Source organism: Levilactobacillus paucivorans, assembly GCF_001437125.1.
In the GTDB taxonomy this organism is placed as follows: Bacteria; Bacillota; Bacilli; order Lactobacillales; family Lactobacillaceae; genus Levilactobacillus; species Levilactobacillus paucivorans.
On sequence record NZ_JQCA01000043.1, the window covers coordinates 126,319 to 144,350 of the forward strand.

The window sequence follows — 18,032 nt, forward strand, 5'->3', positions numbered from 1 at the left end:
TGCTTAATCCTCCTTTGTTGCCGAATCGTCACTAGTGGGCGATCCATCCGCCACCACAGTCCCATCGGCCACGTGAAAAATGGTCGGGTCCTTAATCAGCTGGCGGGTAATCCCGCTCAGACTGGTGGTGGTGATAAACGTCTGCACCTTATCTTGAATGGCCGTCAGCAGATGCGTCTGCCGGGCGTCATCCAATTCTGAAAGGACATCATCTAGAAGCAAGACCGGATACTCCCCGGTCTCCTCCTTCATGAGGTCAATCTCGGCCAACTTCACACTCAGTGCCGTTGTCCGCTGTTGCCCCTGAGACCCGAACGTCTGGACATTCTTATCGTTGACCCAAAAATGCAGGTCATCACGATGGGGCCCAACCAGGGTCGTCCCCTGGTAAAGCTCCTTGTCCCGTTGCTTCTCATATAACGCACTCAAGGCCGCCTGGATGCTCTTGGCGTCGGTTAACGCCTCATCGGGCACCTGGGTAGCATAGTGAAACGTCAGCGTCTCGCGTTGCTGGGAGATCTCGGCGTGAATGACCTGCGCCCAGTGCTCCAGCTTATGTAACATCCGCAGCCGCTGGGCGATGATTTCCGCACCATATAATGCCAATTGATCGGACAGTACCGATAGGAACAACAGATCGCGCTTCTGTTTGTGTTGTAAGTCCTTCAGATAGCGATTCCGTTGTTTCAACAGTGTCCGATATTGACTTAAATTGTACAAATAACGCGGATTCATCTGGCCAAATTCCATGTCCATAAAGCGCCGCCGAATACTCGGGGCCCCTTTAACAATCGCAAGATCTTCCGGGGCAAACAAAATCACATTGAGCTGGCCCACATATTGTGATAACCGAGCCTGCTCAAGGTGATTGACTTTAGCACGTTTGCCCTGGCGTGAGAACGTTAACTCCAGTGGTACCGTCCCCGCCGACTTCACGACTCGGCCACTGACCTTGGCCGTTTTGGCCTGCCAGTTCACCAAGTCATGATCGTTGGCTGTCCGGTGACTGCGCGTTAACGCGAGCACGTAGATGGCCTCTAATAGATTGGTCTTGCCCTGGGCATTTTCGCCGAGGAGGACGTTAATCCCCCGACCCAGCCGAATATCGGCCTCGGGATAATTCCGAAAATGCTGCAGCTGCAACTCTTGCAAATACATTATTCACCCTGCTTTGAGCGTATAAAAAATAATCCTGCCTCAGGTACTGCCACTGTATCGCCAGGATACAGCTTACGGCCCCGCCGGTTGTCCGGCTCGTCGTTGATATTTACCGTGTTTTCACGTAAATACCACTTGGCTTGGCCACCAGTGCTGATGACGGATTCTTCTTTGAGTAACTGGCCTAAAGTAATGTAGGGCGTGTCAATGAAAACGTCTTTTTTCACAATTTCACCCCTTAATATTCTTCTCTTATATTATACCGCTTTTTAGGGAAAAGTACAGACGATCCCCTTGATTTTTGCGTTCTGAGGCGATTTGGGGTGTTTTTGATATTTTTGGTAAAAAGACGGTAAATTTGCTCAGATTCGAAAATAGCGGTCTTTTAGCGAATTATTTGTTTTTTGGCGGTTTCGACGACCCTAAATCGCGATCCACGTTCTGGGCACCGTTATTTGCGTACGCATTTTCTGTTAAATGTCCCAAATTGAGGCCTGTTTTCCCCCGTTTTCATAACTGGACCACTACCGAAATCCACGGCCAGTCATAAAAAAAGTGTTGCCCCCAAGGGACAACACTTTGTGGTGATTAACTTTAGAACGTCCGTACCGGCGTGATCAACTGAATGAAGTTGCTGGTATCTTCGGTTGGGACCAAGGTAAATGGCCGCAATGCGGAGGTAAAGGCCACTCTGATCGTCGTTTGCCCAAATGATCGCAGGGCATCCTTCATGTAATCAGGGTTAAAGGAAATTTCGAGATCTTCACCCGTCAATTCCTTAGGATCCAAGGCTTCTTCAACATTCCCGACATCGGGTGAGTTACTGAAGATCGTCACGTGATTCTCGGCTGGCGTCAAGGTCAGCTTAACCACGTTGTTCCGTGATTCATGGGACAACAGCGAGGCCCGTTCGACGGCAGCCAATAATTCTGGTGCCTCAAATTCGACGGTCGTGGAGGCTTCCTTTGGAATCAACCGCGACGTGTCAGGGTAATTGCCTTCCAATAACCGGGAGTAGAACGACGTGTCACCTAATAAGAAGAGCACTTGGTTTTCGGAGAACTGCATCTTAACCGTGCTGTCATCGTCGCCGATCATCCGAGATAATTCGGTCAAACTCTTCCCCGGGATGATGACGTCAAAGGCCGCTTCGGTGGGATCTGGTAATTCGATCTGTCGTTGTGAGAGTCGGTGACTATCCGTGGCCACAGCCAAGAATTGGTTGTTAGCCAACACGAAATGCACCCCAGTCAGGATTGGACGGCTCTCTTGATTAGAAACGGCGATAACCGTTTGGCCAATGAGTTCCTTAAAGACGGTACCCGAGAGTACCACGGAATCGGCCGCATCAATTTCTGGTAAATGGGGATAGTTATTGGCATCTTGGCCGTTAATGTTGAAGGCTGCAGAACCAGAGGTGATTTCAGTTTGGAAACCATCCTTAACAGTTAGCGTCATCGTTTGTTCTGGTAACCGCTTGACGATTTCACTGAAGAACCGCGCCGTTAAAACAATGGCTCCTGGTTCATCAATCGTTAAGCCAATATCAGGATCGTCGGCTCTGATCAACGTTTCAATAGAGATGTCGGCATTGGATCCGGTTAAAAGTAACCCAGCGTCACTGGCGACGATCTTGAGTCCAGTCAAAATGGGAATCGTGGTTTTAGAAGAAATGGCACGGGAGACGTTGTTCAGTTCCTTAATGAAGGCTGCCCGGTTAATCGTAAATTTCATTAGTGATGACACTCCTTTATTTGGTGCGTAATTTACTTAATTAAAAGAAAAAAGATAGAAGAAGTAGTAGCGCAGTGGGTAATGTGGATAACTTTGAGAAACTATGTTGTGGCTACGCTTTTCCACCTGTGGATAACTTGTGGAAAACTCGTCGACTTTTGTTTTCTTATCCACACACGCTGTGGCGTTCATTTCCATGATACCGCAGTTGGGGCCAAAAAACCGCCTCAAACACCCCCACTCAGAGGTCCTTGGAGACGGCCAATGACTAGCGCCGTAATTCTTCTTTTAAGTCGTCAATATCCTTCTGCAGTTCGGGATCCGTTTTTAGCGCGTCGCCGATCTTGTCGTAGGCATGAATGACCGTGGTGTGATCCTTACCACCAAACTCGTTCCCAATGCGCGGTAGCGAGGCATCAGTCAGCTCACGCGAGAGATACATGGCAATCTGGCGCGGTGTCACGATGGATTTCTTACGCTTCTTCCCCTTTAAATCCTTCATTGAAATGTGGAAGTAACTGGCCACTCGGTCCTGGATGACTGGAATGGTAATGGCATCGTTGGCATTCGCTAGGTTGAGACTCTTCAACGCCTCGGCAGCCAAATCAGTGGTGATTGGCTTGTGCGTCAGGTTGTGGTAGGCCTGAACGCGAGACAAAGCGCCTTCTAGTTCCCGCACGTTAGAGTCGATCTGACCAGCAATGTAGCTGAGCGTGTCATCCGGCGCGTCGATTTGGTCGGCGTCGACTTTATTGCGGAGAATAGCGATCCGCGTTTCCAGGTCTGGTGGCGTGATGTCCACGGACAACCCCCAGGCGAAGCGAGATACCAGGCGGTCTTGGAGCTTCGGGATCTCATTTGGTAAACGATCGGAAGTCAAGACGATCTGATGGCCGTCGTCATATAAGGAGTTAAAAGTATGGAAGAATTCTTCCTGGGTCGAATCCTTATTGGCGAAGAACTGGATATCATCAACCATTAAGAGGTCAACGTCGCGGTACTCTTGACGAAATTGTTCCTGAGTCCGCGTTCGAATCGAGTTAATGAAGTCATTAGTGAAGGCTTCACTGGTCACGTACTTCACCTTGGTGTCGGGATGATCTTCCAACATCTTATTGCCGATGGCGTGCATCAAGTGGGTCTTACCCAAGCCAACACCACCATAGAAGAAGAGTGGATTATACATCACACCAGGTTCTTCAGAAACCACCAAGGCCGCCGCATGGGCCATTTGGTTCCCTTTCCCGATCACGAAGGTATCGAATGTGTAGCGTGGGTTCAACGCATTTTCCTTCATAAAAGTGGGTGTGGCGTCGGGAGCATCAGTAACCCCAGGCTCCTCGGTAACCACGCCGGTTCCCGTTTTACTACGGGAGACCTCTGGTTGTAGTTCACTTTTCGTGACGAGAATAGGTTGAATATCTTCATGTGTGACCTGGTAGGCGTATTCGATGACTTGTTGATCGAGGTGGCGCCGGGTCCAGTAGTCACGGTGTAGGGGTGAGAGAAGTTCCAACGTTAGTTTGTTACCGACGAGGGAAATTGGCTTAGCTGCTTCGATCCAGGTTGCGTACGTTGCCGGATCAAGGTTTTGCTTGAGTAATTTTGTAATATCAGCCCACAAAGTTAACATATCTGGCACTGATGTAGCCCCCCTAAATTTAAGATTATGGTAATCGTAGGTTTGGACGGACGCCGCCCAAACGAAAACGTAAGTCCAGTGTAGCATGAAGAAAAAAAGTTTTCCACAGGGTAATGGACGCTGTGCATAATTGTTTCACAGGGAGTTAATAAAGTTATCCACAGGTAGGGCGGAACTTGTGGATAATAAATGTGATTTTAACTTGTCCACAGGAAGTTGTGGAGTAGGAATTGCTCAAGGATAAGTGTTTCACAAGTTATCCACAGAATTAACAGGAATGCTTTTTTTAAAAATAAACAGGCTGTGGATTGGTGGATAACCAGGTGGGAAAGGCTAGGATAACTTTTTCTGAATCCACAAGTTATCCACAGCCAAAGTGCATGAAACAAATTTATCCGGGGACAACTTTTTATGGATATTTTCAACTAACGGTTTCATTCGTTCGAAATTTATGCTAATATGTTCAGGAAATGCATTTAGTATTTGTCTGGATTAACCAGATGAAAAAATTCAAAAATTTCAAGGAGGTGTCACGATGAAGCGCACTTACCAACCAAAGAAACGTCACCGTTCACGTGTACACGGCTTCCGCAAGCGCATGAGCACTAGCAATGGCCGTCAAGTTTTAGCACGTCGTCGTCAAAAAGGACGTAAAGTATTGTCTGCATAGGCCGCTGACTGTCAGTGGTCTTTTTATTTTATCTGCGAGGAGACTGGGACCCCAATCCCTCGCGGCCTGTTCATATATGAGAATTTTGGAGATGCACCATGCGAAAATCTTACCGCATTAAGAAAGAAGCGGAATTTCAGCAGGTCTTTGAAACCAGAAATTCAGTCGCTAACCGGCAATTTGTGGTGTATTCAATGGAGAAGCCGGATCAACCGCATTTTCGGGTTGGGATTTCGGTCGGGAAGAAGATTGGAAACGCCGTTCACCGGAATTGGGTGAAACGACGGATTCGGCAGAGTTTACTCGAGCTGAAGCCGCACCTCAAGCAGGATGTGGATTTCCTAGTTATCGCACGTCCGCGTGCCGATGGCATCTCGATGCCCGATGCGAAGAGCAGCCTGATCCATGTCTTGAAGCTGGCAAAACTGCTGGATTCCAACTATAGTGAGGAATAAACGTGAAAAACGTGAAAAAGTACAAACGTACCCTACTGATGCTTGGTATTGTGGGCTTGACTTTGATCCTTTCCGCTTGTAGTAATAAGCCAATCACGAACCAGAGTACCGGGATTTGGGACGGTTTAATCGTTCTGAACTTCTCGCGTGCCATCATCTGGTTGGCTCATTTCTTCGGTGGGAATTATGGTGTTGGTATTATCATCTTTACCATTATCATCCGGATCATTTTACTGCCACTGATGGTTTTCCAAACGCGCAGCATGCGGAAGACCCAGGAAATTCAGCCCCAATTAAAGGCTTTACAGAAGAAATACTCGTCACGGGACCGTGACACGATGCAAAAATTGCAGACGGAACAGCAAAAGCTGTATTCGGAAGCCGGCATTAATCCCTTAATGGGATGCCTACCAGCCGTGGTACAACTCCCAATCATTTGGGCCTTGTATCAAGCTATCTGGCGGACGGCCGTTCTGCGATCCGGCACCTTCTTGTGGTTGCAATTGGGCCACAAGGACCCGTACTTCATCTTGCCACTGTTGGCGGCATTTGCCACGTTCCTGAGTTCGTGGTTAACCACCAAGTCGGCACCGGAGACGAGTTCCATGAATACGATGATGGTTATCGGGATGCCCGTGGTGGTCTTCTTTACCGCCTTAAACGTGGCCTCGTCACTGTCATTGTACTGGACCGTGTCCTACATTTTCCAAGTCGGTCAAACACTGTTACTGCAAAACCCATGGAAGATTCAAGCCGAACGCGATGAGAAGGCCAAAGAAAAGGCCGCTCGCGAACGGGTTATGAAGAAGGCCGTACGTCGCGCTAAGCAGAGTCGCCGCAAGTAAAGCAAGCTAAATAAATGCATTTTAGGCCGTCCCGCAATGGTGGGACGGCTTTTTCTATCCGGGAAACGTGTGATGGCAGATGAGCTGACCCGGAAAGTTCTATGGTATACTGAAAAATGACTGAAAGCATATTGGAGGAATGGACGACATGACAATCTTTACGGGGAAAACGGAAGAGGCGGCGATTCAGGCAGGATTGACCGCTCTGAATTGTCGGTTGGACCAAGTGACAACCCGAGTGGTCACCACGCCACGTAAGGGTTGGCTGGGAATTGGCCAGAGAGACGCGATGGTGGACGTGGCTTTGAAGCCCGTTGAACCGGTCGCGCCGTCGAAACCAACACCTAAGAAACAAGCAGTTGTGCCAGTGCAACCGCAGATGCCCGCAACCAAGCCGGCAGCGGCCGTGACTGACACCCCTGAGGCGGCTGGGACCGCCCAACCGGTGCAACCGGAGACAACGCCAGAGGAACGACGGGAACGTCGCGAGGCGGCCATTGAGGCCGTTCAGGACTATCTGGCCACGATCGTCGATCAACTTGGAATTGACGCCACACTGGACGTCGAATCCACGGCACGGCGGCAGGTTAAGCTGGTCTTTACGACGGAAAAGGAAGGTCTTCTGATTGGCAAGCACGGTCGGACCATCAATGCCTTGCAGAGCCTGGCACAGTTATTCTTGAATCATCATGGGGCAGCGCACGTCATGGTTGAACTGGATGTTGCCGGTTATCGTGAACGGCGAGCAGCCACCTTGAACCGGTTGGCTGAGAGTACGGCGCGTGAGGTCGTGGCCACCGGGAAGCCGATCTATTTGGACCCGATGCCGGCGTTTGAACGCAAGCAGATCCACGCGGTTTTGGCGAAGAATCACTACGTCACCACCTATTCGGCAGGGAGAGAACCCCACCGGGCCGTGGTGATCGAACCGGCCTAAGTTTCGTTTGACAAAAGCGTCTTTACCCCTTATAGTGAAGACAATCATTCTTATCAAGTTTACGATAAAGTAGTGAAAGTACTTTATCCACGCACAGTTAGGTGGCGTGGAGTGGGTGCTTTTTTTTATGGCGTAAAATGATACGCCCGGGGCGTTAGACCGCGTAAACCGGGGTAAGAACCAACTGACAGACTTAAAAGGAGGATGGCTCATGGCAGTCACAACCACAGAATTTGATACGATTGCAGCAATTTCGACCCCGCCTGGTGAAGGTGGTATTGCTATCATTCGGCTGAGCGGTGAAGAGGTCTTTGATGTCGCTGGCAAGCTCTTCAAGGGAGCCAACCTGCGCAAGGCCGCCAGCCATACGATTCATTACGGCCACATCGTCGACCCTGAAGATGGTGAAGAGGTTGATGAAGTCATGGCTACCGTGATGCGGGCCCCGAAGACCTACACCAAGGAAGATATTATTGAAATTAATTGTCACGGCGGGATCGTGGCGACTAACCGGATCCTGCAGTTATGTCTGAGCTACGGGGCACGTCTGGCGGAACCCGGTGAGTACACGAAGCGGGCCTTCTTAAACGGCCGAATCGATTTGACCCAAGCGGAATCCGTGATGGATCTGATCAGAGCCAAGACCGATAAGTCCATGAAGGTGGCCTTAAACCAATTGGACGGGGATCTTTCCCACTTGATTCGTCACCTGCGGCAGGATATTTTGGATGCCCTGGCCCAAGTCGAAGTGAACATTGATTATCCGGAATATGATGACGTTGAGGCCGTGACGACCAAGATGTTATTGGAGAAGTCCAAAGAAGTTCAGCAGCAGGTCAAGACGCTTTTAGCTACCGCTAAACAAGGCAAGGTGCTCCGTGAAGGCTTGGCGACCGCAATTGTGGGTCGGCCAAACGTTGGGAAGAGTAGCCTTTTAAACCACCTGTTACACGAAGACAAGGCGATCGTAACCGATGTCGCCGGAACCACACGTGACGTGATCGAAGAATACGTCAATGTCAAGGGTGTGCCGTTGAAGCTGATCGATACCGCGGGGATCCGCGATACCACCGATAAGGTTGAAAAGATCGGGGTGGAACGCTCACGCAAGGCCATCAACACTGCCGATTTGGTCATGTTGGTGCTCAATGCCAGTGAACCGTTGACCGCCGAGGATGAATCGCTACTGAAGGCCACAGCCGACACGCAACGAATTCTGATTTTAAACAAGACCGATTTGCCCCAAAAGCTCGATTTAGACGCCGTCAAACAGGCTGCCAATGGGAGTCCCATCATTGAGACGTCTATTTTGCAGCGAGCCGGCTTAGACAAGCTGGAAACGACGATTGCCCACCTCTTCTTCGACGAGGGTATCGAGTCAAATTCACACTCGGTTATGGTCACCAACGCCCGCCACATTGGGCTGTTACACCAGACCAGTGACGCCTTGGATGACGTCCAGAGTGGAATTGCTGCGGGGATGCCCGTGGACCTGGTTCAGATCGACATGACGCGGGCTTGGGATCTGCTGGGTGAAATTACCGGCGATAGCTATCAAGACGAGTTACTCGACCAATTATTTAGTCAATTCTGTTTAGGAAAATAACGCATAAACCGTTTGGCCGCGGGTAGTTCCGTGACCCGACATGGAGGGAAAGAAACCATGACTGAAGTAAAAGAATATCCCGGCCAGGACTACGACGTTATCGTCGTGGGTGCCGGTCATGCTGGTAGCGAAGCCGCTTTAGCCGCTGCCCGGATGGGAAACAAGACACTCCTCATGACCATCAACCTGGACATGGTGGCATTTATGCCATGTAATCCATCGGTCGGGGGTCCCGCAAAGGGGATCGTCGTCCGTGAAATCGACGCCTTGGGTGGCGAAATGGGCCGCAACATCGACAAGACCTACGTGCAGATGCGGATGTTAAACACCGGTAAGGGCCCGGCTGTTCGGGCCCTCCGTGCGCAGGCCGACAAGCACGCCTACCACGCAGAAATGAAGCATACCATCGAACGCGAACCCAATCTGACGTTGCGCCAGGGGATCGTCGACGACCTTATCGTGGAAGATGGCGTCTGCAAAGGGGTCATCACGAATACTGGGGCGCGTTACGCCGCTAAGGCCGTGGTGATCGCCGCCGGAACCGCCGCGCGTGGGAAGATTATTATTGGGGAATTGATGTACTCATCAGGCCCTAACAACTCGCAACCGGCCAACAAGCTGACGGCCAACCTGCCAAAGTATGGGTTTGACCTCGAACGCTTCAAGACCGGGACCCCACCACGAGTGGATGGGAATACCATTCACTATGATGAGACCGAGGAACAACCTGGGGATGCAGAGCCCAACCACTTTAGCTTTACCACCCCTGACAGCGATTACCTGGCCTTGAAGAACCAGCTGTCCTGCTGGTTAACTTACACGAACGAAACGACTCACAAGATCATCCGCGAAAACCTTGACCGCGCGCCGATGTTTACCGGAGTCATCGAAGGGGTGGGTCCACGTTACTGCCTATCAATCGAAGACAAGATCGTTCGTTTCGCCGACAAGTCACGGCACCAACTCTTCTTGGAACCAGAAGGCCGCAAGACCGATGAATGGTACGTCCAAGGGCTATCCACGTCGATGCCTGAAGAAGTCCAACAGAAGATTTTGCACTCCATCCAAGGCCTTGAAGACGCCCAAATGATGCGTCCCGGCTATGCCATCGAATACGATGTCGTTTCCCCTTACCAATTACGGCCAACGTTAGAGACCAAGCCATTGAAGAACCTCTTCACGGCGGGCCAAACTAACGGAACGTCCGGCTATGAAGAAGCAGCGGGTCAAGGTCTGCTGGCCGGAATCAACGCCGGCTTACGGGCGTTAGGCAAGCCGGGCTTCACGTTGAAGCGTTCGGATGCCTACATTGGGGTTATGGTGGACGATTTGGTTACCAAGGGAACCAAGGAGCCTTACCGGTTGTTGACCAGCCGGGCCGAATACCGCTTGATCTTGCGGCATGATAACGCGGACCTGCGGCTGACCGCCAAGGGCCACGAGCTGGGTCTGATCAGTGATGACCGTTATGAAGAATTCTTGGCTAAGAAGGCCGCCATTCAGGTTGAATTGGACCGGTTAAACAGCATCCGGATCAAGCCAAGCGATGCGATCAACGCCTTTGTTGAATCGCACGGCGACAAGCCACTCCAAGATGGTGTGTTGGCCGCAGCGTTCTTGCGCCGGCCATACGTGGACTACCAGACGTTACTTGAGTTCATTCCAGCGCCAGAACAACCGCTGGATCGCCACATCGTCGAGGAAATTGAGATTTCGCTGAAGTATGCCGGCTATATCAAGAAGGCCGAGGACAACGTGGCGAAGTTGAAGCGGATGGAAGCCAAGGCCATTCCAGCAAACATCGATTACGATGCGATCGATGGCTTGGCAACCGAAGCCCATCAGAAACTGAAGAAGATTCAGCCCGAGACGTTGGCCCAGGCTAGCCGAATCAGTGGGGTTAATCCCGCCGATATCGCCATCCTGAGTGTTTACGTTGAACAAGGAAAAATTGCAAAAGTGAAGTAGTTAAAACTTAAAGAGGTGTCCTTGCGGTTGTGATAACCGGGAGGACCCCTCTTTTTAATTATTAATAATTAATTTTCGAAAGATAAATAATTAACGATGGCCGTAAGATTGACAGTATGGTAATGGTAGCGTAGTTATTCGATGCTTAATAATTAAAACACATAATCTTTACACGTTCTTTGCAGCAACAATACGTGGTCTTGTTAACCTTGAAGAAGAGATAAGACAAGCGGAACGCCGAATACGGTTGCGAAATTGGCGACCTCGGGATAAGGGAGTCTTGAACGTGCAAACGATTCTGTTAGGTCTGGGTATTGGGTTGGCCTTAGTGAGTCTGTGGTGGCATCGCCAACTGTTAAAGCGGATCCAGGCGGCCAATGGCTGGCGGTTGAGTCGGCATCAGATCATGTGTCACAGCTTTCTCTACTTAGGGTTGGCCTATGCGGCGATTGCGGTCGTCCAACCAACCTGGACAAATCAGCGCGTGGTTTGGTTGTTACTGTTGGTCGATCTGTCCTCCGGAGTGGTGGCGTTACGGATTCAACGGCGTCGTCGGGTGTCAGAGGATCAACAAATATGGTGGCGCCGTCAGACCCAGTACCTGTTGTTGAGTCAAGTGTTGTTGGCGGCCGTTTTAGCCGGGATTCTGGCACGGTTAGCCGGATAAATAGAGGGGGAGCAAATTATGAAGCGTTATTCACCAACAGCGGCACAACAGGCTTTGCTAGAGATATTAACCGAGGTCCGCGATGACCAAGAAACAGTCGTCGTGACACCCACGGATGGTCACGAGACAGATTCGATCGTCCTCATTACCAAACAGGACTGGGATGTTTTACAAGCCGCTAAGGCCCAGACGCCTGAAACCGATTTAGGTGAGGTGGAATTGGGCTAGTCGTTGAGCAAGAGGTGCTCGGCGGCCGCATAGGAATCAACCTCATAGGTTGGCTGAATGTCCTCGGAATTGGTGTCGTGGTGTGGATTGTACCAGATACTGTCGAGGTGGCTATTCAGTGCCCCCTGAATATCGGAGGCGAGATGGTCACCGACCATGATGGTGTTAGCGGTCGTCATATCGGGATAAGCAGCAAAGATGGCGTTAAAGAAGGCTGGATCGGGTTTGTCGACCCCGAGGTCTTGCGAGATGAAGAGACGATCGAAATACCCAGCGATGCCGGAGCCTTCTAGTCGGTTGAGCTGGATAGTCTTGGTCCCGTTGGTGCCGACGATCAGGGTAAGTTGCCCTTTTTGAAGGGTGTCCAGGAAGTCCTGAGCGCCTGGGAGTACATAGAAATTATGATCTAACATGGCATGGTAACGGCGTTCGAGCGTCACTCCGTCGACCGAAATTCCCAGGGCACCAAAGGCTTTGGTAAAGCGCGTATTCAACAGTGGCTCGCGTGGCGCTCCCTGCTCGATCTGTTGCCAGACCGCTGTGTTGATCGTTTGGTAGACCTGCAGGCCGTGGACGGTATCGGTGACACCGTGTTCAGTAAGCAGTGTCGTGACCCCTTCGATTTCGCCGCGGGTGAAGTCGAGGAGTGTATCGTCAAGATCGAGAATGACATATTTTTTCATGGATAGGGGATCCCTTCGTGGTTTTTGTAAAGCTTACCACGAATGTGAGGTTGGCGCCGAGCCTACGACTAAAATGTGGTCAACTCTTGGGGAGGTGTAGGGATGAACCGCAAGCAGATTTATTTGTTAAATGCCGGTCTGTTCTTGGTGGCGGGGATGATCCTGTTCTTACGCCCTAATCGCGATCTGGCCATGGGTGGCATTTCACTAAGCCTGGGTGTTGTGACGTTGGTGCTGGCCCTGACCGATGATCAAACAAAACCGTAAAGGATTGTATGGGTTTTAAAAAGCCCGGTTGTCTGCTGGGACAACCGGGCTTAAATTCAGCTAGTGATAATCACTCGAGCCCAAGATGAAGGCACGGAAGAATGATGCGAGTAGAAAAACAACTTGAAGAACCAGGTCGATCCGGTTTAACGGATGGGTGTCGCTGGTATCTTCGAAAACGTTGAAGTGAAGCATCGTTGTAATCAAGGAACTAAAGCATAGAAAAGCGACAATTACGGGATCACTGACAGACATCATCAGTAACAAGAGCACAACGGTGATAATTGGTACGAAAATTTTAGCGATATTTAAAGGGTAACGGGTAGTCGTCATCATTTTCACCTCGTTTAAATTAAATGAGAATATGAGAATTCGATTACAGCTTTAATATATACTACCAGAAATTTTCCGTCAACGGGAGGTCAAAACACTCAAATTGCAAGATGACTTTTCGAACAAAATAAGGTAGCCTTCGGCAATCTCAAGATTGCCGAAGGCTACCTAGGTGATAGGTCATTAATTTGCGGTCAAGCGACTAGCAATCCAGCCGATCAGTGTCCCAGCTAATGCGGGAACCACCCAACCGAAGCCTTGACTGGCTAAGGGGAGGTACGCGTTCAGCGCTAATAAGGGACGACACCAGACCGCGTTTTGAATGGCCGTCGGGAGTGCCGTGATTCCAGCAAAAATGGCTGGAATAAGGGTGAAAAGCATCGCAGTTCCGAAGAGCCAACGAGAGGTCCCCATCAGCGGGGACAAGACGGCTAGCAGGATGAGTACAATGGCTAAGGGATACAGAAAGAGCAAGACCGGCGTGGAAGCCGCAATCAGCTTGGTCAGGCCGATATTGGCAAATAGGCAGGGCAACACACCGGCAATGCCAATCAAAACAGCATAAGGGATGCGAGGAAATAAGGCATGACCCGCGTCTCCAAAGGCTGAGATGAGGCCAATGGCGGTCTTTAGGCAAGCGATAATCACAATCAGGGCCAGTAGGCCAGTTCCCCAGGTGCCAAAATAGTAATTGGCAATCTGAGCCAGGGTAATGCCCCCATTGGCTGCGAGTGAGAAGTGCCCCAGACTCATGGTTCCCATGAGGGCCAGCAGCGTGTAAATGACCCCCATTAAGGCAATGCTGATGGTTCCGGCCTTGATCACGTCTTTAGCAATCTGACCGGGTTCGGTTACCCCCAGGTCGCGAATACTATCGATGACGACGATCCCAAAGGCCAGTGAAGCCAAGGCATCCATGGTGTTATACCCTTCCATAAATCCACTTAAAATAGGTGCATGGACGTAGCTACCACGGACCGGAACACCTGACAAGTCACCTAGGGGTTTCAGAAAGGCCACTAACATCAGTGCCCCTAAGAGAACGAGAAATAGCGGTGTGAGCCATTTTCCCACGTAGGTCATGAGTTTACCGGGACGGCGAGCTAACCACCAGGCAAGGCCAAAGAAGGCAATTGAGAAGAGTCCTAGGGCGAGCGACTGGTGATGTGGGGCGATAAAGGGCACGAGGCCGATTTGAAAAGACGTCGTCGCCAGACGAGGAAGGGCAAAGAACGGGCCCACGGTCAGGTACAGCAGGATGGTAAAAAGGTAGGCGAAGGGGCGATTGACTTTGGTTGCGAGGTCAAAGACACCTTCACTGTGAGTGATCCCAATCCCGGTGACCCCTAGAAGCGGAATCCCGATTCCGGCGAGTAATAAGCCTATGGCCGCCCAGCCGACGGAAGAACCGGCCTGCTGTCCTAAGAAGATAGGGAAGATCAGGTTGCCGGCGCCGAAGAACAGGCCAAAGAGCATCATGCCAATGAAGAGCAATTCGCGTCGGTTTAACTGTGTTTTCAAGATGGCATCGCAACTTTCTTAAAGTTAAATTCAGATTTTAGCACCCGGTAAGCATACCAAAAAAAAGTTCCGGACAAAAGCCCGGAACTCTAGATCGTTTGATTATTTATCAGCGACGGTGAAACGTACCTGATGATGTTGTGGTTGTTCGATTTCATCGAGGATCGCCACAGCCATGGTTCCGGCTGAAGTGCCAGATTCTTGTTGCGCATTGACCAGTAACTCATCCGTGCCTAGTAAGGCGGGAACGGCATCTCCAGGATGGAAGTTAGCTGCGGGAGAAACGCCGACCCAGTTAACATTGTCGACATCGCGTAAGAAGTTAAGTTCCTTCAATTGATTTTGGGGCACGCTGATGAAGCTAGCGGCGTTCGGGTCCTTGGCGATATCGTCAACGAACAGATGGTGGTCATCCCCCGTTTGGAGGCTACCAGCACCGAGAATGAAGACTAAGCGAGGGCTGGTGGTTTCCCGAAGTTGGGCCACCAGGTGAGCGGCTAAATCGACGTGTTGGAAGGCAAGACTAGGTGCGGTGGCAAAGGCATCAATGACGACATCCGTTGCCTGAAGATCAGCGGTGCTGAGCGTAAAGGCACCCTGAACGTGGGTGGTTAGGGCTGGGTTGTCAGTTGGCAATTTGGCTAATTTTTCCTCGGAACGGGCTAACGCGGTGACCTGGTGGCCGCGGCGTAAAGCTTCGTTAACCAAGGCGCTGCCGGCCATTCCAGTGGCCCCGATAATTGTGATTTTCATAGATAGTTTCCTCCCTTATTTGTTACGATGCGATTAGTATAGCGGTTTTCGAGTGTTTCGCCAATTAATATGGTTCGTCATGAGGGTCTATGGTAGAGTTAGAGCAAAGAAATGGGAGGTCTGTCGGATGAAAGATGTGGTTCAAGGACAATTGGTTCATTTAACTGAAATGCGAGATGGGGATGCCGAATGGCTCCAGGACACGCAGTGGGAGCCGGGGTTACTGCGAAATTTATCCGCAGATGCCTTTCATCCGTGGACGGCCGCGGAATACGCGGAATTGGCGGCTGAACCCGACCGTGATGATAAGTTCTTCTTTATGGTGCGGGCAAATGCCGACGATGGCTTGTTGGGGTGGGTCATTCTTGATGACGTCCAGTTCAAGAACCGGCGGGCCGATCTCGGGATTGCCCTGCCGGTGGCCAGCGATCGCGGTCAAGGCTTTGGGACCGATACGCTCGATACCATCCTGTCATTTGCCTTCAACGAGTTGGGCCTCCACAAGGTGACCCTAAACGTCAATGCCAATAATTTTCCCGCAATTCACGCGTACGCCGCGGTAGGGTTTGTCCGAGAAGGCATCAATCGTGAGGCCGTTTTTCAAGATGGTCAGTGGTTGGATCTCTATCAGTATGGCATTCTGGTTGATGAGTGGCGACAACGTCAGCAATAAGAGAACCCTCGCAGAATGAAGTCTGCGAGGGTTTTTAGTCGAGATAAGGTAAGTGTCGCCGACTTATAAGCTGATTTATTAAACAGTCCTTTTACTAAATAGGTATTAGCGTATAATAATAAACATAGCAAAAACTTAATAAAATAGTAGGGTGTTGGGTGGCAAATGTCTGCCTATTTATAGCAGATGAAGTCTAACGTTGATTCGTCTTATTGGCCGCGGCAGAGCAGCAAGATTACGGTATGTGAGCGACTGTTGGTTTAAAAACCTGATACCCCACTTCGAGGAGTGAACTCTATTGAAGACTTGTCCGAATTGTCATCACCCGGTGAGGTCCGATAGTATTTTCTGTGAGAATTGTGGTTTTGACTTACGGACGTCCCCGGTAACGCCGCCCACCGAGACGCGTCAAGAACGCCGACATCACAAGGATAGGCCGTCCACGACACCGGAGAAAAAGAAGTCTAAATGGCTCAGTCGCGGGATCTGGTGTATTCTTGCCGTCGCTGTGATTGTGGTCATCGTACTTGCTGGCTCTTTCTACAATAAGCAAGCGGGTAAGGAAAGACAGATTGCCACAATTACGGATTATATTACGGACAACCAGAGCAACGATTTCGCCAAAAAGATGGTTAGTGATAATCCAAATCTAAAGATTGATGGCGATACGGTGCAACCCTTCTTCAATTATGCCCGGAAGCATCCGAACTACGTGAAGGCGATGAAGGCTGACCTGCAAAAGTCAGGCGAGACGCGGGACCACACGTTTAAATTGGAAACAGCTGGTCATAACTTCTTGGTTTTTCCAGTTTATAAATTAGAAGTGACGACCATGCATCCGGTTTTGACGAGTAACGTGGCTAACGCAACGTTGCTAGCTAATGGGAAGGCGTTGGTTACCACTAAGAATGATCATTATTCCTATAAAGCTGGTCCATTGTTCCCTGGGCAATATACGTTTAAATTATCAGGTGGACGTGTTCACAAAAGTGCAACGGCCGATTTAGTAGCGGGTAATACGATCAATAAACATATTGATTTAATTGTTCAAGCCGCTAAGGGCGGTCATGACGTGGTAAATGAGAATGAAGATGAGTCAACCGTAACGGATGCGACTGGCGGTAAGGTTGAAGACAACACAACGAATAACGATGATTCGGATTCGAGTGATAGTTACGATGACTTATCGATCGAAGCACAAACCGCATTAGATGAATTGAGTGAAAATGATGATCTGGACACGGACGACTATACCTATAAAGAATCGACACCGCAGCCGCATGTGACTGAAATTAAGCTATACGACGCTGATTCTGGTGATCATGACAGTACTTATCGTTACGATGATATTCACGATATTTTGGCTGAATATGACTCATCTAAAGGTAAATTTGAAGAGGTCGACTTCAATGATTAAGGGAAGGAAGGTCTTCGAATGAAGCAAACTTATTATCGTATCTGTTCCAAATGCGGGAATCCCAACGTCGGGGATGCGAACTTCTGTTTAAAGTGTGGCACGAGCTTATCTTCGGCTGATGAATATGCCCTGATCCCCCATGCAGCTGACCAGACAGTGCCGTTGTTTGATTTGGAACTGACGCCTGATGAAGTGGCACAAACTAAGAATTTCAAAATTACGGCGGGTCGTGATATTCCAGCTGGCTATCGGTCGGCAGGGTTAGTCTTCGCGGAGAGCGCGGTTACGCCTCGTGCCGGGGCTAAGGCGGCTTGGGAAGACCTCATGAAACACGTTTACGGCTTACTGCTGGCGAAAGGTTATGCGGGTGTGACGCGGGTTTCCATTCAGCCAGAACCGATGCAACCTAGTCAACTCTGCCTATACGGCGAAGCTTTAATTGTTGATACTCAGCATTAATATTGGAGGATTTCAT

The 18,032-nt window shown here is 50.2% G+C and carries 20 protein-coding genes; 12 read left to right on the forward strand and 8 right to left on the reverse strand.

Going from position 1 to position 18,032, the window contains the following annotated elements; genetic code table 11:
* Positions 1-3: 3 nt before the first annotated feature.
* The 4 genes from recF to dnaA form a co-directional block, all read right to left on the reverse strand.
* On the reverse strand, positions 4-1,158 hold the full coding sequence (gene recF, locus IV54_RS04555; RefSeq protein ID WP_057878220.1) for a DNA replication/repair protein RecF: 1,155 nt from the start codon (positions 1,156-1,158) through the stop codon (positions 4-6).
* The gene (gene yaaA, locus IV54_RS04560) at positions 1,158-1,385 is read right to left on the reverse strand and encodes a S4 domain-containing protein YaaA (protein ID WP_057878221.1); all 228 of its coding nucleotides are present in this window, start codon (positions 1,383-1,385) and stop codon (positions 1,158-1,160) included. The genes recF and yaaA overlap by 1 nt, the downstream gene beginning before the upstream one ends.
* Before the next feature lie 367 nt (positions 1,386-1,752).
* Complete coding sequence (gene dnaN, locus IV54_RS04565; RefSeq protein ID WP_057878222.1) at positions 1,753-2,892, reverse strand: DNA polymerase III subunit beta; 1,140 nt, start codon at positions 2,890-2,892, stop codon at positions 1,753-1,755.
* 268 nt (positions 2,893-3,160) lie between these two features.
* A complete protein-coding gene (gene dnaA / locus IV54_RS04570; protein ID WP_057878223.1) occupies positions 3,161-4,534 on the reverse strand; it encodes a chromosomal replication initiator protein DnaA in 1,374 nt (457 codons plus the stop codon).
* A gap of 535 nt (positions 4,535-5,069) precedes the next feature.
* Here dnaA and rpmH point away from each other — a divergent pair.
* The 8 genes from rpmH to IV54_RS04605 all read left to right on the forward strand — a co-directional run bounded on the left by rpmH (position 5,070) and on the right by IV54_RS04605 (position 11,910).
* Entirely contained in the window at positions 5,070-5,204 is a 135-nt protein-coding gene (gene rpmH / locus IV54_RS11480) for a 50S ribosomal protein L34 (protein WP_011668979.1), read from the forward strand.
* 98 nt (positions 5,205-5,302) lie between these two features.
* Complete coding sequence (gene rnpA / locus IV54_RS04575; RefSeq protein ID WP_057878224.1) at positions 5,303-5,659, forward strand: ribonuclease P protein component; 357 nt, start codon at positions 5,303-5,305, stop codon at positions 5,657-5,659.
* A gap of 11 nt (positions 5,660-5,670) precedes the next feature.
* Positions 5,671-6,504, forward strand: coding sequence for a membrane protein insertase YidC (gene yidC / locus IV54_RS04580; RefSeq protein WP_237756662.1), 834 nt, complete (start codon positions 5,671-5,673; stop codon positions 6,502-6,504).
* A 148-nt stretch (positions 6,505-6,652) separates the two neighbouring features.
* Positions 6,653-7,441 carry an RNA-binding cell elongation regulator Jag/EloR gene (gene jag, locus IV54_RS04585; RefSeq protein WP_057878225.1) on the forward strand — a complete coding sequence of 263 codons (789 nt, stop codon included), beginning with the start codon at positions 6,653-6,655 and terminating at the stop codon, positions 7,439-7,441.
* 211 nt (positions 7,442-7,652) lie between these two features.
* The gene (mnmE, locus tag IV54_RS04590; RefSeq protein WP_057878226.1) at positions 7,653-9,047 is read left to right on the forward strand and encodes a tRNA uridine-5-carboxymethylaminomethyl(34) synthesis GTPase MnmE; all 1,395 of its coding nucleotides are present in this window, start codon (positions 7,653-7,655) and stop codon (positions 9,045-9,047) included.
* A gap of 57 nt (positions 9,048-9,104) precedes the next feature.
* The gene (gene mnmG / locus IV54_RS04595; RefSeq protein ID WP_057878227.1) at positions 9,105-11,015 is read left to right on the forward strand and encodes a tRNA uridine-5-carboxymethylaminomethyl(34) synthesis enzyme MnmG; all 1,911 of its coding nucleotides are present in this window, start codon (positions 9,105-9,107) and stop codon (positions 11,013-11,015) included.
* A gap of 286 nt (positions 11,016-11,301) precedes the next feature.
* Positions 11,302-11,682: a hypothetical protein gene (locus tag IV54_RS04600; protein ID WP_057878228.1), complete on the forward strand. Its 381-nt coding sequence runs from the start codon at positions 11,302-11,304 to the stop codon at positions 11,680-11,682.
* An 18-nt stretch (positions 11,683-11,700) separates the two neighbouring features.
* The gene (locus IV54_RS04605) at positions 11,701-11,910 is read left to right on the forward strand and encodes a hypothetical protein (protein ID WP_057878229.1); all 210 of its coding nucleotides are present in this window, start codon (positions 11,701-11,703) and stop codon (positions 11,908-11,910) included.
* Here IV54_RS04605 and IV54_RS04610 read toward each other — a convergent pair.
* Positions 11,907-12,593, reverse strand: coding sequence for a YjjG family noncanonical pyrimidine nucleotidase (locus IV54_RS04610; protein ID WP_057878230.1), 687 nt, complete (start codon positions 12,591-12,593; stop codon positions 11,907-11,909). The genes IV54_RS04605 and IV54_RS04610 overlap by 4 nt on opposite strands.
* A gap of 102 nt (positions 12,594-12,695) precedes the next feature.
* On the opposite strand from IV54_RS04610, the gene IV54_RS11690 reads away from it, so the two are divergent.
* Positions 12,696-12,860: a hypothetical protein gene (locus tag IV54_RS11690; protein ID WP_157054352.1), complete on the forward strand. Its 165-nt coding sequence runs from the start codon at positions 12,696-12,698 to the stop codon at positions 12,858-12,860.
* 60 nt (positions 12,861-12,920) lie between these two features.
* Here IV54_RS11690 and IV54_RS04615 read toward each other — a convergent pair whose 3' ends face one another.
* The 3 genes from IV54_RS04615 to IV54_RS04625 form a co-directional block, all read right to left on the reverse strand.
* Positions 12,921-13,196: a hypothetical protein gene (locus tag IV54_RS04615; protein WP_237756663.1), complete on the reverse strand. Its 276-nt coding sequence runs from the start codon at positions 13,194-13,196 to the stop codon at positions 12,921-12,923.
* A 180-nt stretch (positions 13,197-13,376) separates the two neighbouring features.
* A complete protein-coding gene (gene brnQ, locus IV54_RS04620) occupies positions 13,377-14,714 on the reverse strand; it encodes a branched-chain amino acid transport system II carrier protein (RefSeq protein WP_157054353.1) in 1,338 nt (445 codons plus the stop codon).
* A 102-nt stretch (positions 14,715-14,816) separates the two neighbouring features.
* The gene (locus IV54_RS04625) at positions 14,817-15,467 is read right to left on the reverse strand and encodes an NAD(P)-dependent oxidoreductase (protein WP_057878232.1); all 651 of its coding nucleotides are present in this window, start codon (positions 15,465-15,467) and stop codon (positions 14,817-14,819) included.
* A gap of 127 nt (positions 15,468-15,594) precedes the next feature.
* On the opposite strand from IV54_RS04625, the gene IV54_RS04630 reads away from it, so the two are divergent.
* The 3 genes from IV54_RS04630 to IV54_RS04640 all read left to right on the forward strand — a co-directional run bounded on the left by IV54_RS04630 (position 15,595) and on the right by IV54_RS04640 (position 18,016).
* Complete coding sequence (locus tag IV54_RS04630) at positions 15,595-16,140, forward strand: GNAT family N-acetyltransferase (RefSeq protein WP_057878233.1); 546 nt, start codon at positions 15,595-15,597, stop codon at positions 16,138-16,140.
* Between the two features lie 298 nt (positions 16,141-16,438).
* Positions 16,439-17,557: a TcaA second domain-containing protein gene (locus IV54_RS04635; protein WP_157054354.1), complete on the forward strand. Its 1,119-nt coding sequence runs from the start codon at positions 16,439-16,441 to the stop codon at positions 17,555-17,557.
* 18 nt (positions 17,558-17,575) lie between these two features.
* A complete protein-coding gene (locus IV54_RS04640) occupies positions 17,576-18,016 on the forward strand; it encodes a zinc ribbon domain-containing protein (RefSeq protein ID WP_057878235.1) in 441 nt (146 codons plus the stop codon).
* Positions 18,017-18,032 lie beyond the last annotated feature (16 nt).